We start from the raw sequence: 19187 nt of genomic DNA on the forward strand, positions 1-19187 counted from the left end.
CCGCCAATCACTAATTTATCCACTCGACCACACAAACACTTGACTGAACAGACCCTTGTTTTGGTGGGCATAAATGGCTTCTATCTGCCCCACCCAAACAGCAGTGATCTGCTGACTATTGCCTAGAAAACCAGCCTCCCCAATGTAAATCGAATGTCATCAATTGCCAATACAGTTACAGACTCAGTTACAGATGCTGCATCAACTCTCAAAGGCTTGTCAATCACCGCTTGCTTTAAGTCATCAAGCCCTCCTGCTAGCTTGTTGAGTCCAGTCAACGCTCGCTCTAGCTTATCAGTCACGCGGATATAGAACGTTAAGAGGCGGTCAAGATGTTGGATAAGCGTCTCCTTGTTGGGATCAGTATTGGTCATCAGCATCAACATTAGCAGCCAGTTGTACAGCATCCTATAGCGTCTTTCCACTACTACCGAAACACAGCGATTTCAGCCCTTTTAAGTGGGAATCATGCCGAAATCCTAGCTCTATGCTTCAGTATACGCGTGGTACAGCCAGTGATGGCTGATTTTGTAGATCGTGAGGCGAACGTAGTCTAAGGTAGCGCAGCGATAGCTTAATTGCCAAACTGATTAAATCAAACTGGTTACATCCCGCGCGCTGTCTGCACCGAGTGCTTATTCTGCTTAACACCCACCCCACATCTGCACCTTGCAAGCCCTTAGAGAACCTTGCAAAACCGGAAACCGACAAGCGTCTATAACGGCGGATCCTCGCGATCCCAGCGCTTTAGCAACGTCTTTACTATTCTGCTTATTCTGTCTATAGTTCCCTTTTATAGTCTCGTTAGAGATTTCTACATGAAGACCGCTATGCTGGTGTGATCCCCGACTGTCAGTCGTGATCCCCAAACAGACACAAGCTCAACATCAAAAGCCCAAACTCAAAACACGCCTACAATATTTCAGTCCTAGCAAATCATCATTCATGTCTATACCTGTCTGAACCAGCTTTGCAAAAGCTTCAACTTCAAAGATTTGTTCTTTATTCTTATTGCACGTTACCAAGCCAGATAGTGCTCAAATAGTAAAGCCTGTTGTGCCCTGGTGCAGCAATGGTTAAGTTATCAAAAGACAAGTTAACTTGCTTTCTTTTAATAATAGTTAATATTTGTAAATTACATAAAGATATTCTGTAGATACAGCAGACTTAAGTTGATTATGAACAGGTCGCCCCAGCGAAGCGACCTGTTCATAATCAACTCAGTTCACTATCTATTCGGTAGAGCTATCGGTAGAGCTATAAGTAGGTTGGCATAAATAAACGTATTCTAGAAACCAGAGGAGCACCCCGTTTTTAGGATACGTTTATCAAAATGTAGCTACTGACTCAACTGGCTGCTACAGAACAAGCCGCAAGACCGTCTCGGAACATGTGCCTTGCCGACTCGACGCACACCTGAGGTCAGTTAAAAATCTACCAAGGAAATCTTTCCCCTGGCAGACTGGCATTAAATGAAGGTCAGGATATGCTTAATTCAATTCTCTTTGCAACCTCTACTCACAGCTTATATCCCAAAACAGCAGGGGCATTTTGCTGCCTATCGCAGCAAAATGCCCCCTTCATGTGAGATCCACTGATAAAACCATTAACTGGAAGATCCCTAATAATTTCTTAAGATCGCGACACACTATGCGAATAAACGGACGACGGACAAAGGCCATCACTGGTCTAGTTAGCATTGGAATTGCGATCGCAGTTATACCCAGCCTGTTCCCGATCCAAGAATGGTCAGGTGAACTCAATCAGTGGCTACAATCGCTGGGAATTTGGGCGCTGCCAGCATTTGTCGGGCTCTACGTGCTGGTTTCAGTTTGTGGTTTGCCCAACGTTGTCCTTTTGCTGCTGGCGGGTACTTTGTTTGGCTTTGTCAAAGGTATTGCGTCGGCATCAGTGGCGGATACAGCGGGTGCGATCGCATGTTTTCTACTGGGACGAACCCTGTTACGCAAACGGTTGACCGCTTGGATTGGGCACAATGCTCAATTTACTCAGTTGGATCAAGCAGTTGCCCAAAAAGGCTGGAAGATTCTGCTGCTTAGTCGTCTATCGCCAATGATTCCGTCTAATATTTTGAACTATGGATTTAGCCTAACTAAAATCAGTTTTTGGCAGTATCTTTTGTGTACATGGTTAGGAATGCTGCCAATTATTAGCTTTTATATTTATATCGGCTATATCAGCATGAGTTTATTGGGTGGCAGTTCCAAATCAAGTCTAATCGTGCTGCAAGTTGCGGGTTTAGGTGTTGCGATTGCACTGGCAATTTATATAACCCATTTTGCTAGAAAAGCAATCACTTCAACTAACAGTTCAAATCAATAACAGCTAGCCCAACATTAAATAGAATAGACTGATTCAGAACAAGGAGCTTACATAACAAGCTCCTCATAACAAACAACACAGGAATTCATAAGTAGCTGCATATGAATAAATGCATAACTAAAGGACCGGAGAGCACCCCGGTGGGATGCTCCCCCGGTTCTTTATATGTGCTTATTTATGCCAACCTACTTATTAACAATCAACGTTTAAGAATTGCTATATTTACAGTAACTATTACATCGGCCTATGATGGTCAGCAACACCTGCCATAACCTTCATGTACTTATCGGATATCATTACGCCAACAACCCCATCAGGAACGGCTCTATTCCTAACTTGGCAGGGATATCATGTGTTTTCAATTCCCAAGCGAGAAGTCCTAGAATCACCGCAGCGGGTTCGGTTTTGCGGTGTTGGTGGCAAGCGAGAAAACCCAGCAGAAAGCTTTTCAGACTGTGCGCTACGAGAGAGTCGTGAGGAAATTGGCGATGTCGTAGCTCATCTCAATAGTGCGCCGCAAACCTACTGGCTGAAATCGAGCGGCAGTTTAGAGCAAATTGATTTGCAAGACGAACCAATTCAACCTCGCTTCATTTTTGAAAAGCGCCGCCACTCTGACCACGGCAGCATGGCAGATTCCAACAAAGCCTACTATTTAGTTGCGTTTGATGCCACATTGATAGCTCAGCCTCAACCGCGTAATGAAATCGCGGCCATCGTTTACCTGATGGATCAGCATCTCGTCCATTTGAAAGCGAACCCCCAATTATCAGTCGCTGATTTGACTAATGCAGGTGCGCTGATCAACTATCAGACCAACCTAAAGCTAGAGGATTCAGCCGTTTTAGTGCCACACGGAACAGTACATTTGTTGCTCGCTTGTTTATCCTGAGCGGCATCTTAAGTCTGTCTTTAGTCAGATCCATTTTGGGTATAAAAACTCATACTATTTGGTGGTTTGTCAACCATCAAGCTACTTGTCGGCATGTCTAAATGATCTGATTTAGGTCTGTTGCATTTACTGGTTGGTCTTGAAACAGTGCCGATTGCTACATATTTTGCAGCTAAAGCTAGAGAACTAAACTAACGATTTGCTATGTCTGAAATTCAAAATAAAGTTGTTATTATCACAGGCGCAAGTAGTGGACTGGGCGAGGCTACAGCTCATCGCCTAGCTAAAGCTGGCGCGAAACTAATGCTGGCTGCTCGACGTGAAAATCGGCTCAAAGATTTGGTGTCTAAAATTGAACAAAGTGGTGGAACCGCTCAATATCAGGTTACTGATGTGACGGATCGCAGTCAGGCTGAAGCATTAGCGAAAGCAACTCATCAGGCTTATGGCCGGATTGATGTTTTGGTCAACAACGCAGGTTTGATGCCCCTGTCACCTCTGGATGAAACGAAGGTAGACGAGTGGGATCGGATGATCGATGTCAACATCAAAGGCGTCTTGTACAACATCGCCGCCGTATTGCCCATCATGCGACAGCAAAAGTCCGGGCATATTATTAACCTATCGTCGGTTGCTGGACATCAGGTTTTTCCAGCGGGGGCCGTTTACTGCGCGACCAAATTTGCAGTGAAGGCGATTTCTGAAGGCATTCGGCAGGAATCTAACGGGCAAATTCGCTCAACCAATATCTCACCCGGAGCCGTCGATACAGAGCTAACAAGCACGATTTCGCATGAAGAAACAGCTCAAGGCGTCAATCAGCTTTATTCCGTAGCCATTGACCCAGATGCGATCGCACGTGCAATCGCGTTTGCGATTGAGCAACCGGATGATGTGGATATCAACGAAATGATTATTCGTCCGACGCAGCAAGAACTGTAAGCAAGGGACTCTCATGGAGTTAAAACTGAAAGACCTAGAGCTGAATAGCCCAGCGTTTTCAACATTGGGATCGATCCCCGAACGCTATACCAGCGACGGTGACAATGTTTCGCCAGCTTTGCAGTGGGATAAGATACCACCTGAAACGAAGCAGCTGGCGCTAATCTGCCATGATCCCGATGCGCCACTGCCGTTTGGGTTCACCCACTGGACAATTTACAACATTCCATCGGACGTCAATGAAATCACCGAAGGCGGCGGGGATCGCTTTACCGAAGGGCTGAACAGCTCTGGCAGCAACGGCTACACTGGCCCAGCTCCACCGCCTGGACATGGAGTGCATCACTACTATTTCTGGCTCTATGCCCTAACTAACAAGCTGGATCTAAAGCCTGGACTGAGCCGAACTGAACTGCTAGATGCGATCGCAGATCACGTAACCGCACAGGCGAGACTCGTCGGCACCTACAAACGTTAAGCAGAAACAGTCTTGTCTGTTAGCAAGCGGTTTGAGTATCTGTTTAGCGTAGCCGTGCGATCCCCCGCTATCGCCGCCCCTTTAACAAGGGGGCCAGTCACAGGTTGGTTCAAAGTTCCCCCTTTTTAAGGGGGATTTAGGGGGATCTATGCCCAGTGTTACGCTAAACAAGTATCGGCTTGTGCCGCTCGCTAACAGACGTTTGGGATTATTCAACAACTGCACCCAGCATTTTCAGCGTCATAATTGTTGCAGGCGTCAAACCCGTCACTCCCGTAATCTTCATCCCTTCATAGAGCCGCTTGGCAATCAGCACCCGCAAACACTCACCAGATGCCGCATCCCAAATGCGGACGGTCTGATCCTGTGAGCCACTTGCGATCGCGCTGCCATCGGGGCTAAAAGCAACCGATGAAACCAAGTGAGCATGGTCGGTACAGACATGCAGGCATTCGCCCGTTTGCACTTGCCAAATCCGTACCGTCTGATCATGCGATGCACTAGCAAGAGTTTGACTATCAGGACTAAAGGCCAAGGCAAACACCCAATTTGTATGTCCCGTCAGGATTTTGCGGCACTTGCCCGTCTTGACGCTCCAGAGGCGAATCGTTTGATCCGTACTGCTGCTCGCTAGCAGTTTACCATCCGGGCTAAAGACGACCGACCAAACGCGGCTGGCGTGGTCCTGTAAGGTATTTAGGCACTCACCTGTATCGGTTGTCCACAATTTAATGGTTTGGTCAATACCGCAGCTCGCCAGCAGTGATCCATCGGGACTAAAGCTGACGCCGAGCAGTTTACCGACGTGCCCCGTCAAAGTCCGAATACACTGGCCCGTCTGACAGTTCCATAGCTTGACTGTAGCGTCGGCGCTAGCCGTTGCCAGGGTAAACTCGCTGGGATGAAATGCGATCGCATTAATCCAATCGGTATGGCCCTGCAAGACTTGCACACACTGTCCTGTATCAGTACGCCACAGCCGCACGGTTAGGTCTGTGCTGCCGCTGGCCAGGATTTGACCATCGGCGCTAAAGGCAACGGCATACACAAAATCGGTATGGCCTTGTAAAGCCATCTGCTGCTGTCCGGTTTGCCAGTTCCACAGCACGACGGATTTATCATTGCTACCGCTAGCTAGGAGTTGACCATCGGGGCTGAAGGCAACGGGCAAAGCCCAATCCGTGTGGCCATCCCAGGTGCGTAAACACTGTCCGGTTTGGCAGTCCCACAGCTTCACCGTCTGATCGAGGCTGACGCAGACTAAGCGGCGACCATCAGGATGAATATCGATGGAGCAAACCTCATTGCTCTGTCCCGATAAGGTTTTGAGGCAGGTATCTGTCCGCCAGTCCCAGAGTTTGACGGTGCGATCGCCGCTGCTGCTAATTAAAATGTCGGCTGTGGAACTAAAAACAACGCAGTAAACGCCGCTACTGTGGCCATCGTAGGTGGATAGGCAATCGCCTGTACTACAGTCCCAGAGCTTAATTGTCTGATCGCCACTGCCGCTGGCTAGGAGTTGACCATCGCGACTGAAGGTTAGCGAGCGCACCCAGCCCTGGTGTCCACTTAGGGTCTGTAGACACTCCCCAGTAGTCACATCCCAGAGCTTGATTTGCTGATCGGCTCCGCCACTAGCTAGCAGCAGCGGCTGTGGATTTTGAGCAGCGTTCTGACTAGGATGTGGAGCAAATACGACCGACCGCACCCAGTCTGTATGGCCCACCAGCGTTCGAATACACTGCCCAGTCTGCACGTCCCAGAGTTTGATCATACAGTCGCCGCCTGCACTAGCGAGGAGCTGACCATCGGGACTAAAAGCGACGGCAAACACTTCGTGATCATGCCCCGCCAAGGTTTTGATGCAAACTCCATCCTGAGCATTCCACAGTCGCACCGTCTGATCCGCACCACAGCTCGCGATCATCCGCCCATTGGGACTGAAGGTAACATGCCTCACCCAGTTAGCATGACCGCGACAAATCAGCACAAGCTGTCCCGTTTGCACATCCCACACCCGCACTTGGCAGTCCGTGTCGCAGGTGGCGAGCCGCTCTCCATCAGGGCTGAAGGTGGCCCACAGCACGTTCCCTAGTGACTCGGTAAACACACAGTTGGACAGGTCGGAACCCGTAAAGTCGATACCGTGCAGCTTTACATCTTGTAGATAAGCTTGCCACACGCTTAGCCGCGAAAAATCATAGCCCGTCAGATCAACCCCAAGCTGGAGCAGCACATTTAACGTATTGCCGCCCGCATAGCCCGTTTCCTGGGGCGTTCTGCCTCGGAGCTGAGCAAGAATAGCTTGAAGAGCAGTTGCGATCGCATCTCTACTGCCCAGGTGATTCAGCAGTTGATCCATAATCGGCTGCACAATCAGATTGAGCTGTGTTTCCCTGACGTACTCTTTGGCCTGGGCTTTGGTCAGGGCATGACTCTTAAACAGATCAACCGTCTGCCCGGTTATCTCATCGCTGATTCGTTCGATCAGCTGATTAATTACGTATTCCATCACCACAGGCTGCTGCGTCATGCCAGCGGCACCTTTTTCAACTAGGGAGCGGCGTTGTAGAGAATTCAAGGATTCCAGCAGATCGCGGGGAGATACATTGATTAAGAAATCAGCCTGTAAATCAGAGATCGATGTCGGTTCCCGATTAATTGCCAACCAGTACATCACCGACTTCTCTAGAACCGTCAGGCGCTGAAAATGCTGATCCAGCAAGTCGCGAATGTCATCGAATAGGAAAGCGCTCTGCTGCGAGATGACTAAAAACTGCGAAACATCACTGTCAAAAAAGTCGTGAATCGAGGATGCGACAATCTTCAGCGCTAGGGGATTGCCTGCATAGCGCTCAATCAGAGTCTGCCACTCCGCGTCCGTCGCTGTGAACGAACCTTTAACGTTAAATAGCTCTCGCCCGTCCGCCTCCGGCAGGCCGCTGAGCTGGAGCGATCGCACGGGTAGCGTTTCCCCCTCAAACGCCGTCAGCCCCTTGGGCTTTTCCCGTGAGGTAATTACCAGACAGCTTTGATGAGTCGTTTCCGCCACGCAGCGCAGCAGGGCTTCATACCCCTCATAGCCCACCCGATAGCGGCCCATGCGATCGCCGCTTTTGAGGATCGACTCAGCATTGTCGAGCATGATCAGACAGCGATTAGTCCGCAGATACTGAAGCAACAACGCCAACCGACCGTCAGCATCCGCTGGCAAATCCGTCACCTGCTGATCCGATAGGAACTGAATCAGATCGGTCAGCATTTCGTCCACGGAGGGCGCATTGCGCAGCGAGCGCCAGATGACATAGGTAAACGGCTGATCCCCCGCCGTCCGCTGCTTTTGCTGAGCCACAATTTGACGAGCCAGCTTAACCGACAGCGCCGTTTTGCCGATGCCGCCCATGCCCAGCAGCGTCACCAATCGACAGCGATCCTGAGTAATCCAGCGCTGCACCGTTTCCAGCTCAGCCTGACGACCATAGAACATGGAAACGTCCGGCGCATTGCTCCAGTCCTGCCGAGTGGGTAGCGCTGCCACTGCACGCTGATTGAGAAAATTCGCTGGAACGAGTGGGTCAGGAGGACTCGTGGCGTAGGTCGGGCTAGTGTGATTGCGCAGGTAAACAACATTCGTTGAGTTATCTGGGTTCGTCGCGCAGCTAGATGAATTTGCCTGCGATGGTTCTAGTTCGGTGACGGGTTCTGGATTAAGTTCTGGATCGAGTTCTGCGATCACAGTCCAGTCCAGCTCCAACACCTGGCAGTAAGCTTTGAACGCCTCGGCGTTAATCGGCACCTTGCCCGCCAGAAATCGCTTCCAGGTTCCTTCTGAGACACCGGGAGCCAGCACCCCTGTCTCCTCCCAGACGGTACCGAGTATCTGACTGGCTGCTTCTATCCACTTGAAATCATTCACAGGCCAGCCTTTGGCGCGTCGTGCCTGTTTAATTTGCGAATGTCCAACTGATGAAGCCTTTAGCGTTGTCACGATACGTTGCGTTTTCCCGTTCACTATAGATTATTAGGGATAACGGGTTTTACCTGTATCAAAACGTCAAGTTTGCAATCTACTGTCACATCGTGATCTGCGTCATGGTGCAGTTAAATCGCGATCACGGGTAGCGGAAGATATCGATCATAATGTGCGATCGCACATGTCACAGCCACCACACCATCAGAATCACGTCGAATAAACCGACTTGTCACAGAGAAATTTGGGCTTTCGCAAGATACTAATAGTATCGAATCAAAGTTCCTGAAGTCGTCATCATGTTTGCTCCCATCCTTCCTCTCCCCGGTGCCATTGCTGAACTCTTTGCCCAAGCCAGTGCAACAGGCAAACTTACCCAAGCTGATCGCTATGGGATTCAGGCAGCAATCCTATCCGGTGCATTATCGCAGGAGGAGCAATCCTCGATTGATCGGTTATTACATGCTGTTGTGCGTCAACGGATTGTAATCACCGATGATCTCTCTGCGGTTAGATAATCACTGATCGGTAGGGAAACTCAAACAACGGTAAACCTCATCGGGTTTCACACACTCACTAGCTGAATCATACCGATGCCAAAGATGTTAACCATCATCGTTTGGCGTCGGTATTTTTTTGCCAATCTCCTACACTGCAACAGCAACCAATTTTTATAAACATTATCAAAGAACGATTGTCTTCTACCCAAAGATAGACTTTATCTTAACTGCGAAATTCTAGAAACAAAATATTTTTTAAGCGAATAATTTACCTTATATTTATGTATCGAATTTGACAAGTTACTTGGTTCAATACTCCTATCCGTGAGCTTCAAGTAAGAGTTTCCTGTTGTGCAAGTTGAGTCTATACAACAAGAAACTATTACTCTTCGAAGATAGTCAGAGGCGCAAAACTGCTTCTGCACAAGGAATTCAGCTCAGCCATAATTCTCCGAGTCAATCTGAAAAACGATCAACAACTGCTTTTTTTGTTTGTGGAAACATCAAATCAAATCACGATATCTACTGAAACCAAACTGTAAACTTACCGTAAAGATGAAAGTCTTCTCATGAATCAGTATTAACGGGCGTGATAGCTTATCGACACGAATGCTTACTAGCTAAGCCTTATCAGCATGAACAAAAAATAAAATCGATTCCTGGGCAAAAAGTCATTCGTGATATATTTTAGCATTTTCTTAGTGTTTCCTTGATCTTTGTCTTCCAGTCTTACCAAGTTTCTAAATCGTCCAAAATACTAGGTCTAGAAATATGAGCTTTCTAGGACAGATTGCAGTCTGTAGCACTCAAAAACAGTTCAACTGCACATCAGTCAATAGACATAAATAAACCCAAAAACTCAAAATCAGATCTCTCTGGAGTGCTCTTCTAATTTTCGGGTTGAGTCTGTCTAGACCTATCTACTGAGTTTGACCTTACGTTATTGGCCTGTACACACATTCTCTATTAAGCCCTGACCTCATGAATTTTCAGCAGACTAAGGTGCTATCCAAGCCAACAATTTCAGTTGTCATTCCAGTTCATAATGGGGGAAACAGTTTTCGTCGTTGTCTTGACAGCCTCAAACAATCTAGCCAGCAACCTGATGAAGTCATCGTTGTAGCTGATGGTGATACAGACGGCTCCTGGCAAGTCGCAGAATCGTTTGGAGCCAAGGTTTTTAGGTATCCCACTGCGGGTGGCCCAGCCCGGGCTAGAAACCGGGGAGCACACGCTGCACAGAGCGATATTGTGTTCTTTATTGATGCAGATGTCACGATTCACAGAAACACAATCTCTCGATTGGTAGATGTATTTCAACGAGAAAAAGATCTGGCAGCCGTAATTGGTTCCTATGATGATGCACCAGGAGCTGAGAATTTTCTATCTCAATATAAGAATCTATTTCATCACTACACTCATCAAATATCGTCCGAAGTTGCTTCTACGTTTTGGGGCGCTTGTGGGGCAATTCGCCGCTCAGCCTTTCTAGCCGTTGGGGGTTTTGATGAAAGCTATCGTAAGCCCTGTGTAGAAGACATCGAGCTAGGCTATCGACTGAAGCAGGCAGGCTATTCCATTCGCCTGTGTAAAGACATCCAAGTTAAACATTTAAAGCACTGGACGCCTACCTCTTTACTTAGGGCAGAGATATTCTATCGAGCATTGCCCTGGACAGAGCTGATTTTAAGCGATCGCACATTCAACGCAGATTTGAATCTGAACCATGCCAATCGCATCAGCGTCATCCTTACGTTTGCCCTAGTTACCAGTTTAGTAGCTAGCTTAGCGGCCAGTTTAGTGGCAAATGAATTCATGCCCTGGCTCCTCGGAGTTGTCGCAGTTCTAGCGATTGGATTGCTGGCAATCAACTGGGCTGTATATCGATTTTTTTATCGTCAGCGGGGGCTTTGGTTTGCTTTACGAGTGGTTCCCTGGCACTGGTTTTATTTCCTCTATGGCGGACTTGCCTTTGCATACGGCAGCTTGAGGTACTTCTCAAGTCAGTTGCATCTACCGCAACCACCTATGCCTTGGGGAGTTTGTAAGTCCAGATAGGTTTTCTGATCGCCCGTTTAATGCGGCAGTTAGATGCACCAGATTCGTAACGTTAGATTCACGACGCAAGCATTTGGAGTTAATCGATATGAAGTCTTTTCCCGTAGTCATCATCGGAGGAGGCCCTGCTGGACTCACGGCAGGTTACGAGTTGATGAAACACGGCCAGAAGTCAATTGTGCTTGAGAAGGCCGATAGAGTGGGTGGCATTTCTCGTACAGAAACCTATAAGGGCTATCGGTTTGACATTGGTGGACACCGCTTTTTCACCAAAGTTGGTGAAGTGCAAGCGGTTTGGAAAGAAATTCTGGGGGATGATTTCAATGAAATACCCCGCCGCAAGCGGACGGGGTATCAGAATCAAAAAAGAGCAAGTTGATTATCCCGATGCAATTTGAGGTAATCTTTGCCTTGGGCTTGAACATATTTGGCGATCATTCCTTCATCCCCGTGGCGGCCTACTGTACTCGCAAAATATCCATCACTCCAAAACTCGCCTCCCCAAAGTTTCTGCTTCACTTGAGGGCATCGTTTGAAGACTTCTCGTGCAGTTAAACTTTTCAGCATCGTTACCAGTTTGGTCACACTATAGGTCGGCACGGACTGCACTAGAAAATGGACATGGTCTTTGTCCACTCCAATTTCGACAAACTTCACCTCGTAGCGTTTCTCGATTTCGAGGCAGACCTCTCGCAGAACCGCATCTACTTGCTCATCAAACACAACCCGTCGATACTTTGCTGGAAACACTAAGTGGTATAGCAAAACTGTTACGTTATGACTCTTGTGGATGTACTCACTCATTCTTAGATCTTACGCCGCAGAGCGGCGGGGAATGGACCCCAAGAGATTCAAAACTCTGAGAAATTTAGGGCCGATCAGAAGCGCTCTCATCCTGTTTAGTTACTTAAAAGCTAAATTGCATAAGTATCAAAATCCAAATTTCGAAGCGGAAACGTTTGAAGAATGGGTGATTGACTGCTTTGGAGAGCGGCTCTACCGGATTTTCTTCAAGACTTATACGGAGAAAGTTTGGGGTCTTCCCTGTAGTCAAATTCGAGCTGATTGGGCTGCTCAGCGTATTAAAAATATGTCGCTCAAGCAGGCGGTTATCAATGCTCTCTTTGGTAGCCAAAATGCTAAAAGCCTAATCAAAAAATTTGACTATCCTCGGCTCGGCCCTGGCATGATGTGGGAACGCTGTCAGGATCTACTTGACGTGCATGGTTCACCTGTCCATCTCAACACTGAGGTGATTCGCGTGGAGCGAGAAGGAAAGCGGATTACGAAAGTAATTGCGAAGCAGGGTGACGAAATATTCGAATTGACGGGTGACAATTTTATCAACTCGATGCCGATCGCACTATTAGTCAATCGCCTCGATCCACTGCCACCGGAAGAGGTTTTAGCAGCAGCACGTGGACTCAAGTATCGCGATTTTTTGATTGTGTCGCTGATTATTAATCGCGATCAATTATTTCCAGATAATTGGCTGTATATCCACAGTCCTGAATTCAAAGTGGGTCGCATCCAAAACTTCAAAAACTGGAGTCCAGAAATGGTGCCTGATCCTCAGAAAACCTGCTTGGGCATGGAGTATTTCTGTAGTGAAGGGGATGACCTTTGGGAAATGTCTGATCAGCAACTGATTGACTTAGCTGCCCAGGAAGTCGTCCGGCTTGATTTGGGGGTTAAACCCAACGATGTGCAGGACGGATGCGTCATTCGTCAGCGTAAGGCCTATCCCGTTTATGACGGTGAATATCGTCAGCATTTGCAGGTTCTAGAGGACTACATTAAGACCTTTGAAAACCTGCAAACGGTTGGGCGTAATGGGATGCACCGCTATAACAACCAGGATCATTCAATGTTGACGGCGCTGCTGGCAGCTCGCAATATTGTTGGAGAGCAGCACGATCTCTGGAACGTTAATGTTGAGCGCTCGTATCACGAGAACTTTACCGATCAGGAGTGGTCAAAGGTGCGGCAAGGAGAACTACAGCCGCAGACCAATGCCCAACCGCTATCTCGCGCCTACTAGCCTGGGTTAAGGGGGAAAGCATCATGGCAAATTCTGATCGCCCATTCATTTCAGTAATTATCCCCGTCTTCAATGACGGGGAGCGCTTACAACTTTGTCTGGCCGCCTTGGCCCAGCAGACCTATCCGCGATCGCACGTTGAAGTAATTGTGGTGGACAACGGCTCTGAGCCGATTGACCCGATTAAAGCGGCAGTCGAACCCTACGACAACGTAATCCTGACGTTTGAGGCGACTCCCGGTTCCTATGCGGCTCGGAATCAAGGAATTGCTCTTGCCAAAGGTGAGGTGATTGCCTTTACCGATGCTGACTGTATTCCAGCTACTGATTGGTTAGAGAAGGGAGTTCAGTGCTTGCTTGAAGTTCCTAACTGTGGTTTGGTTGCAGGAGAAATCGAGATTTTCTTTAAAGATCCTGATTATCCTACATGGGTAGAACTGTTTGAGAAAATTACTGCTTTTACTCAAAAAGACTACATAGAGAAATACAAATATGGCGCAACAGCAAATCTATTTACCTTCAAATCTGTGTTTAACCACGTTGGGCCTTTCAACTCGACCTTAAAGTCAAGTGGAGATGTGGAGTGGGGAAGACGGGTTGCGGCATTTAGCTATCAACAAACCTACACAGCCAAGGCACGCGTAGCTCATCCAGCACGGCGATCGTTCGAGGAACTATATAAAAGGACTGTTCGGGTGGTTGGAGGCTCTTTTGATCTACAGTCAAAGGTCTTTCGGCAGAATCGATTGCTATTACAGTTACTGTTACAAGATCTCTTACCGCCCATTAATTTTACAATTGCAACCTTTCAAGATTGGCGGCTAACAAGTTTTGCCGATAAGTTAAAAGTTGCTCTTGTAATGTTGTTTGTTCGATATATTAGCGCGTGGGAACGAATGCGATTAATGATGGGAGGTGTTTCAATTAGAGAATAGCTTATAGACAAGCTTAGCCTGAAGTAGCTCTACGGACTTAGTGCAATAAAGGATTTATGAAAGTAGCATTCATTGTCGGACAATTTCCAACCTTGTCGGAGACCTTTATTCTCAACCAAATTACGGGTTTAATCGATCGAGGTGTTGATGTTGATATTTATGCTGATCATCCCGGTGATTGGTCTAAAGTTCATAACAGTGTTGTTACTTATAATTTATCCGAGCGGACATATTACTTACCTGAAATTCCTGAGAACTTGTTTTGGCGGGTTATCAAAGGCTTGTATGTTCTAGCCTCAAAACTAACTCAATCTCCTAGAGAAACACTGCGATCGCTAAATTTCATTAGGTACGGCAAGCAGGCCATTTCGCTCTGGTTATTATATACATTGTTGCCAGATTCTCAGCAAAGACATGACTACGATATTGTTCACTGCCAGTTCGGTACGGTTGGTTTCAGAGGCATGGCATTTCGAACAATGAATTGTCCTACCGCAAAACTAATTACGATTTTTAGGGGTCACGACATTAGCAATTTTGTTCAAGAACATGGCAAAGATATTTATAGCCCCTTATTCAAAAACGGAAATTATTTTCTTGCGAATTGCAATTTTTTCAAACGTCGCGTTATTAGGTTAGGGTGTCCGCCTAATAAAATTCGGGTTCATGGTTCGGGGTTAGACTGTAGCCAGTTTCCTTTTAAGCTTCGCCAGTTTCCTAATAATGGTTGTATTCGTGTTGCCACAACAGGTCGTTTAGTAGAAAAGAAGGGGATCGAATACAGCATCCGAGCAGTTGCTCAAGTATTACTTCAATATCCCAAATTGGAATATATCATCATGGGCGATGGCCCGTTAAAATCCGACTTTGAGGAGTTAATCGAGTCCTTGGGTGTAGGCCATTCGATCAAATTACTTGGACAAAAGTCTCAGGCAGAACTGATTGCTTTATTGGAAAAAGCTCATCTGTTCATTGCACCGAGTGTAACCGCAGCAGATGGGAACCAAGATGCACCTGTTAATGTTCTCAAAGAAGCAATGGCAATGGGATTACCCGTGATTAGTACGCTGCACGGTGGTATTCCAGAGCTAGTGGAAGATGGCGTTTCAGGATTTTTAGTGCCTGAGCGAGATGCTGATGCGATCGCAGCTAAGCTTAGCTACTTAATTGAGCATCCCGAACGCTGGCCCGCAATGGGTCAGGCTGGACGGGCGTTTGTGGAACAGCACTATGACATTCATCGCCTAAATGATCGGCTGGTGCAGCTATACGAGCGGCTGTTGAAATCAGATACACCAGACACAGAAGATGTGCGATCGTGCACCGTTTCGATGGAACCCAGTTCGCCTTAACTGTGCATCGCTCCTGACAAGACTTGACTTGTTCTACTAATGTCCCTGAAGATGAGCCAGAAACCCACTATGACTGAATGGCACTGACATAAGAGAGCAAAAAAGGCTTCAAGCGCCTGATTTGTCAGAATCAAACCGTTGAAGCCCATAACCTTGCCTCTATGATGCCGAATCGTGCGGACGTTCTCAAGGCCAACTATCAGAGCAGCATCGGTCTACCCTTTGCTGAGATGCTGCCGGAAGCAGAGATTGAAACTGTGCTGAGCGAGCAGGGAATCCGATATCGACAAGTCCTCTACACTCCCATGGTCGTCCTGTGGAGTTGGCTCTCCCAAGTGCTGGATGCCGACAGCAGTCTCAGCCATGCAGTCAAGCGAGTGGTGACCTGGATGAGCGTGTCGGGATTGGAGGTGCCCTCAGCCGATACCGGGGGCTATAGTAAAGCACGAAAACGCCTTCCCGAGTCGATATTTCCGCCCCTGTTCGAGCGGGTGGTGAGGGCGTTGCAGCGCCAAGTCTCCCCAGAGCAACGCTGGTGTGGCCGTCCGGTTAAAGCCTTTGATGCGACGACGGTCTTGATGAGTGACACGCAGGCCAACCAAGCCGAGTATCCTCAACACAGCAATCAGAAAGAGGGCTGCGGCTTTCCGATTCTCAAACTCCAAGTGTGGTTTTGTGTCACCACGGGAGCGGTTATGGCCGTGGCGATGGCTCCGTTGCGGGTGAGTGAATGGCGTCTAGCCCGCCAACTCTATCAGAAACTGCGCCCCGAGGATGTGGTGGTGGCCGATTCAGCCTATGGCACCTATGTAGATTTGGCCTGGGTCGCCCGGATGGGAGCCGATGCTGTCTTTCGCAAGCATCATCAGCGCCGCTGCGATTTCAGACGGGGCAAAAAACTGGGCATTGGCGATCACATCGTCCGCTGGCAGCGCCCGAAGCAATGCCCTCAAGCCCTCAAGCCGCAGGAGTTCGAGGCTCTGGCGGCATCCATTGAGGTGCGGGAAGTGTATCTCTTCATTCAGGTTCCTGGGTTTCGCCCGACCAACTTTGTGGTGGTAACGACGCTACTCGATCCCAACCGCTATCCCAAAGCTAAACTTGCCGAACTCTATCAGCTCCGCTGGCAGGCCGCCGAAGTTAATCTCCGGCATCTCAAAACCACCTTAGCCATGGAGATGATTGCTGCCAAAACACCCACCATGGTGAGCAAAAGTATTTGGGTGCATCTGTTGGCCTACAATCTGCTTCGCACCCTGATGTGGGAGGCGACAGCCGACGGCGAGGTCGGGGTGTTGCGAGTCTCTCTACAAGGTGCTCGGCAACAGTTCAATCACTTCCGGCCTGAGTTGCTGCATCTAGCTCCATCCGAACGACGGCGAGGCTACCAGGCCTTGTTAAACGTGGTGCGAGAGTTGGTGATTCCGTTTCGACCCAACCGTTCAGAACCCCGAGTTGTAAAGCGCCGTCCCAAACCGTTCCCAAGAATGCAGGAACCTCGCTCCGTCTTGAAAGCCAGGTTGCTAGCTTGATACAGCTTATGTCAGTGCCATTCAACTATGACTGAACCCATTGTCACCCTTGTGGTTGTTCCGCGTGAGCGCTTTAGCTGCACAAAAACCTCGCTTGAGAGCATTTATGAACATACGCAGATGCCATTCAAGCTGGTGTATGTAGACGGCAACTCGCCTCTCTCTGTCCGGCAATATCTAGAGGAGCAGGCGAAAGACAAGTCTTTTACCCTACTTCGCCAAGACTACTATCTGTATCCAAACCAAGCCCGCAATATCGGTCTAGCATCGGTCGATACGCCTTATCTCGTCTTTGTTGACAATGATGTAGTGGTCACTCCCGGTTGGCTCAAAGCCCTAGTTAGCTGTGCCGAAGAGACGGGTGCGGCTGTGGTTGGTCACTCTCATGTGTCAGCATGAACCGCTCCATGCCGAAGTCCATTTTGCGGGCGGGGAATCTCATATATGGGTTGATAAGACCGGACGGCGACGGCTGCGCGAGAAAATGTATAGTCAAGGCAAAACCGTTGTCCAAATTCAGCCGCAGCTCCAGCGTCAAGAGACGGAGCTAGCGGAGTTTCACTGTGTGCTGGTGCGTCGCTCTGTGTTTGAGCAAGTGGGGTTGCTAGACGAGCAAATGCTCAACACCAAAGAGCATTTAGACTTCTGCATGACGGTGCGAGAGGCAGGTGGCAGCGTATATTTTGAGCCAGATTGCATCGTAACTTACGTTCCTGGCCCACCTGCCCAGTGGAGCGATCTGCACTACTACATGCTGCGCTGGAGCGACGAGTGGACGCTGAAGAGCCTGTATCGCTTGCGGGATAAGTGGAATCTGGCCGAAGATGGCTACTTCAAAACCAAGTACAAAAAGCTGGGCTGGCGGCGTAAAGGTACGATTTTAGCACCTGTGATTCTGAAGCTAACCTTTGGTCTCTACAGTCCCAAGCTGGAGCGCGTGTTGATGTGGTTTGACCATCGCCTGAACCGCTTACTCACGGCGCATCACGCGCGGCAGCAACAGCGTCAACAGTTGATGCATGCCTCAAAGTAATGATTTTGTGTTGTGGGGGAACCGCTCCCACAACACAAAATCATTACCTGAGTACTACCCAAACAATAACCGACGGCAACTACTGAGGCTCCTAACGAACATGGAACAGCCAACCTTTTCCATCATTATTCCTACCTATAACCGCCCGCAGCAGTTGGCGACCTGTTTAGAGTCGCTGACCCAGCTAGACTATCCCCGCGATCGCATTGAAGTTCTGGTTGTAGATGACGGCAGCCAGCAGCCCTTAGACTCAGTGGTTGCGCCCTTTCAAGACCAGCTCAATCTGAGGCTGATTCGACAGGCCAATGCTGGCCCTGCTGCGGCTCGCAATCACGCAGCCCGACTGGCTCAGGGCAAATATCTCGCCTTTACCGACGATGACTGCCGACCCGCCACCGACTGGCTCACGGCATTAGAAGCTTGTTTTACCAAGGAGCCAGAGCACATTGTCGGGGGACGAACGGTCAATGCTCTAGCCGATAATCCCTATTCCACCACCAGCCAGAGCATTATCAGCATGGGCTATGACCACTACAATGCGGTGCGGGATCAGGCGCGGTTCTTTGCTTCCAATAACATGGTGGTGCCTGCGGTGCAATTCCGAGCATTGGGCGGGTTTGATGAAAGCTTTACGACTTCCGAGGATCGCGAATTGTGCGATCGCTGGATTCATCACGGGTATCATATGACCTACGCGCCGGAAGTAATAATTTACCACGCTCATCCCATGACCTTGAAAAGTTTCTGGAAACAGCACTTCAGCTATGGCCAAGGCGCATTCCGGTTCCACAAAACTCGGGAAGAGAAAGGCTGGGGTCAGTTTCAAATTGAAGGCAACTACTATCTCAGTCTGCTGCGCTATCCGTTTGTGCATGGTCAAGGCAGCAAGGGGCTGGTGTTGACGGCTGTGCTGTTTGTATCCCAGGTTGCCAATGCCGCTGGCTTTTTCTGGGAAATGCTGCAGTATCAGCATTCGGGCCAAGGTGATGCCGCACCGATCTGAGATCGCATTGACCAGCACATTGACCAAACGATTGAACCAAGCCCCAGCCATAAAACAGCCAGCGGCAGCTAAAGCCGTAGGTTGGGTTGAGGTAACGAAACCCAACAT

General features: G+C 48.6%; 17 protein-coding genes. 14 read left to right on the forward strand and 3 right to left on the reverse strand.

Annotated elements, in window-relative coordinates; genetic code table 11:
- Nucleotides 1-122 precede the first annotated feature (122 nt).
- Nucleotides 123-380, reverse strand: coding sequence for a hypothetical protein (locus AC286M_RS02555; protein WP_488202888.1), 258 nt, complete (start codon nt 378-380; stop codon nt 123-125).
- Between the two features lie 1270 nt (nt 381-1650).
- Here AC286M_RS02555 and AC286M_RS02560 point away from each other — a divergent pair.
- From AC286M_RS02560 to AC286M_RS02575, 4 genes are all read left to right on the forward strand, one after another.
- Nucleotides 1651-2343: a TVP38/TMEM64 family protein gene (locus tag AC286M_RS02560; protein WP_488202889.1), complete on the forward strand. Its 693-nt coding sequence runs from the start codon at nt 1651-1653 to the stop codon at nt 2341-2343.
- Between the two features lie 277 nt (nt 2344-2620).
- The gene (locus AC286M_RS02565) at nt 2621-3235 is read left to right on the forward strand and encodes an NUDIX hydrolase (RefSeq protein WP_488202890.1); all 615 of its coding nucleotides are present in this window, start codon (nt 2621-2623) and stop codon (nt 3233-3235) included.
- Nucleotides 3236-3439: 204 nt separating this feature from the next.
- On the forward strand, nt 3440-4177 hold the full coding sequence (locus AC286M_RS02570; protein ID WP_488202891.1) for an SDR family oxidoreductase: 738 nt from the start codon (nt 3440-3442) through the stop codon (nt 4175-4177).
- Between the two features lie 13 nt (nt 4178-4190).
- Nucleotides 4191-4655 (forward strand): YbhB/YbcL family Raf kinase inhibitor-like protein, encoded by a 465-nt coding sequence (locus AC286M_RS02575; protein ID WP_488202892.1) that lies wholly within the window; start codon nt 4191-4193, stop codon nt 4653-4655.
- Nucleotides 4656-4863: 208 nt separating this feature from the next.
- On the opposite strand, the gene AC286M_RS02580 is transcribed toward AC286M_RS02575, so the two are convergent.
- A complete protein-coding gene (locus AC286M_RS02580; RefSeq protein WP_488202893.1) occupies nt 4864-8643 on the reverse strand; it encodes a WD40 repeat domain-containing protein in 3780 nt (1259 codons plus the stop codon).
- Nucleotides 8644-8924: 281 nt separating this feature from the next.
- On the opposite strand from AC286M_RS02580, the gene AC286M_RS02585 reads away from it, so the two are divergent.
- From AC286M_RS02585 to AC286M_RS02595, 3 genes are all read left to right on the forward strand, one after another.
- Complete coding sequence (locus AC286M_RS02585) at nt 8925-9143, forward strand: hypothetical protein (RefSeq protein WP_488202894.1); 219 nt, start codon at nt 8925-8927, stop codon at nt 9141-9143.
- Between the two features lie 963 nt (nt 9144-10106).
- Entirely contained in the window at nt 10107-11183 is a 1077-nt protein-coding gene (locus AC286M_RS02590) for a glycosyltransferase family 2 protein (protein WP_488202895.1), read from the forward strand.
- 73 nt (nt 11184-11256) lie between these two features.
- The gene (locus tag AC286M_RS02595; protein WP_488202896.1) at nt 11257-11562 is read left to right on the forward strand and encodes an FAD-dependent oxidoreductase; all 306 of its coding nucleotides are present in this window, start codon (nt 11257-11259) and stop codon (nt 11560-11562) included.
- Here AC286M_RS02595 and tnpA read toward each other — a convergent pair.
- Nucleotides 11544-11987: an IS200/IS605 family transposase gene (gene tnpA, locus AC286M_RS02600; RefSeq protein ID WP_488202591.1), complete on the reverse strand. Its 444-nt coding sequence runs from the start codon at nt 11985-11987 to the stop codon at nt 11544-11546. The genes AC286M_RS02595 and tnpA overlap by 19 nt on opposite strands.
- A 31-nt stretch (nt 11988-12018) precedes the next feature.
- Here tnpA and AC286M_RS02605 point away from each other — a divergent pair, with 31 nt between their 5' ends.
- The 7 genes from AC286M_RS02605 (at nt 12019) to AC286M_RS02635 (ending at nt 19079) form a co-directional block, all read left to right on the forward strand.
- The gene (locus AC286M_RS02605; protein ID WP_488202897.1) at nt 12019-13224 is read left to right on the forward strand and encodes an FAD-dependent oxidoreductase; all 1206 of its coding nucleotides are present in this window, start codon (nt 12019-12021) and stop codon (nt 13222-13224) included.
- 23 nt (nt 13225-13247) lie between these two features.
- Nucleotides 13248-14159, forward strand: a complete 912-nt coding sequence (locus tag AC286M_RS02610) for a glycosyltransferase family 2 protein (RefSeq protein ID WP_488202898.1) — start codon at nt 13248-13250, stop codon at nt 14157-14159.
- Between the two features lie 56 nt (nt 14160-14215).
- Nucleotides 14216-15511, forward strand: coding sequence for a glycosyltransferase (locus AC286M_RS02615; protein ID WP_488202899.1), 1296 nt, complete (start codon nt 14216-14218; stop codon nt 15509-15511).
- Nucleotides 15512-15672: 161 nt separating this feature from the next.
- On the forward strand, nt 15673-17043 hold the full coding sequence (locus AC286M_RS02620) for an IS4 family transposase (RefSeq protein ID WP_488202900.1): 1371 nt from the start codon (nt 15673-15675) through the stop codon (nt 17041-17043).
- A gap of 27 nt (nt 17044-17070) precedes the next feature.
- A complete protein-coding gene (locus AC286M_RS02625; RefSeq protein ID WP_488202901.1) occupies nt 17071-17442 on the forward strand; it encodes a glycosyltransferase family 2 protein in 372 nt (123 codons plus the stop codon).
- The gene (locus tag AC286M_RS02630) at nt 17429-18076 is read left to right on the forward strand and encodes a glycosyltransferase family 2 protein (protein ID WP_488202902.1); all 648 of its coding nucleotides are present in this window, start codon (nt 17429-17431) and stop codon (nt 18074-18076) included. The genes AC286M_RS02625 and AC286M_RS02630 overlap by 14 nt, the downstream gene beginning before the upstream one ends.
- A gap of 100 nt (nt 18077-18176) precedes the next feature.
- Nucleotides 18177-19079, forward strand: coding sequence for a glycosyltransferase family 2 protein (locus AC286M_RS02635; RefSeq protein ID WP_488202903.1), 903 nt, complete (start codon nt 18177-18179; stop codon nt 19077-19079).
- Nucleotides 19080-19187 lie beyond the last annotated feature (108 nt).

The organism is Thainema salinarum CENA647, assembly GCF_057732415.1.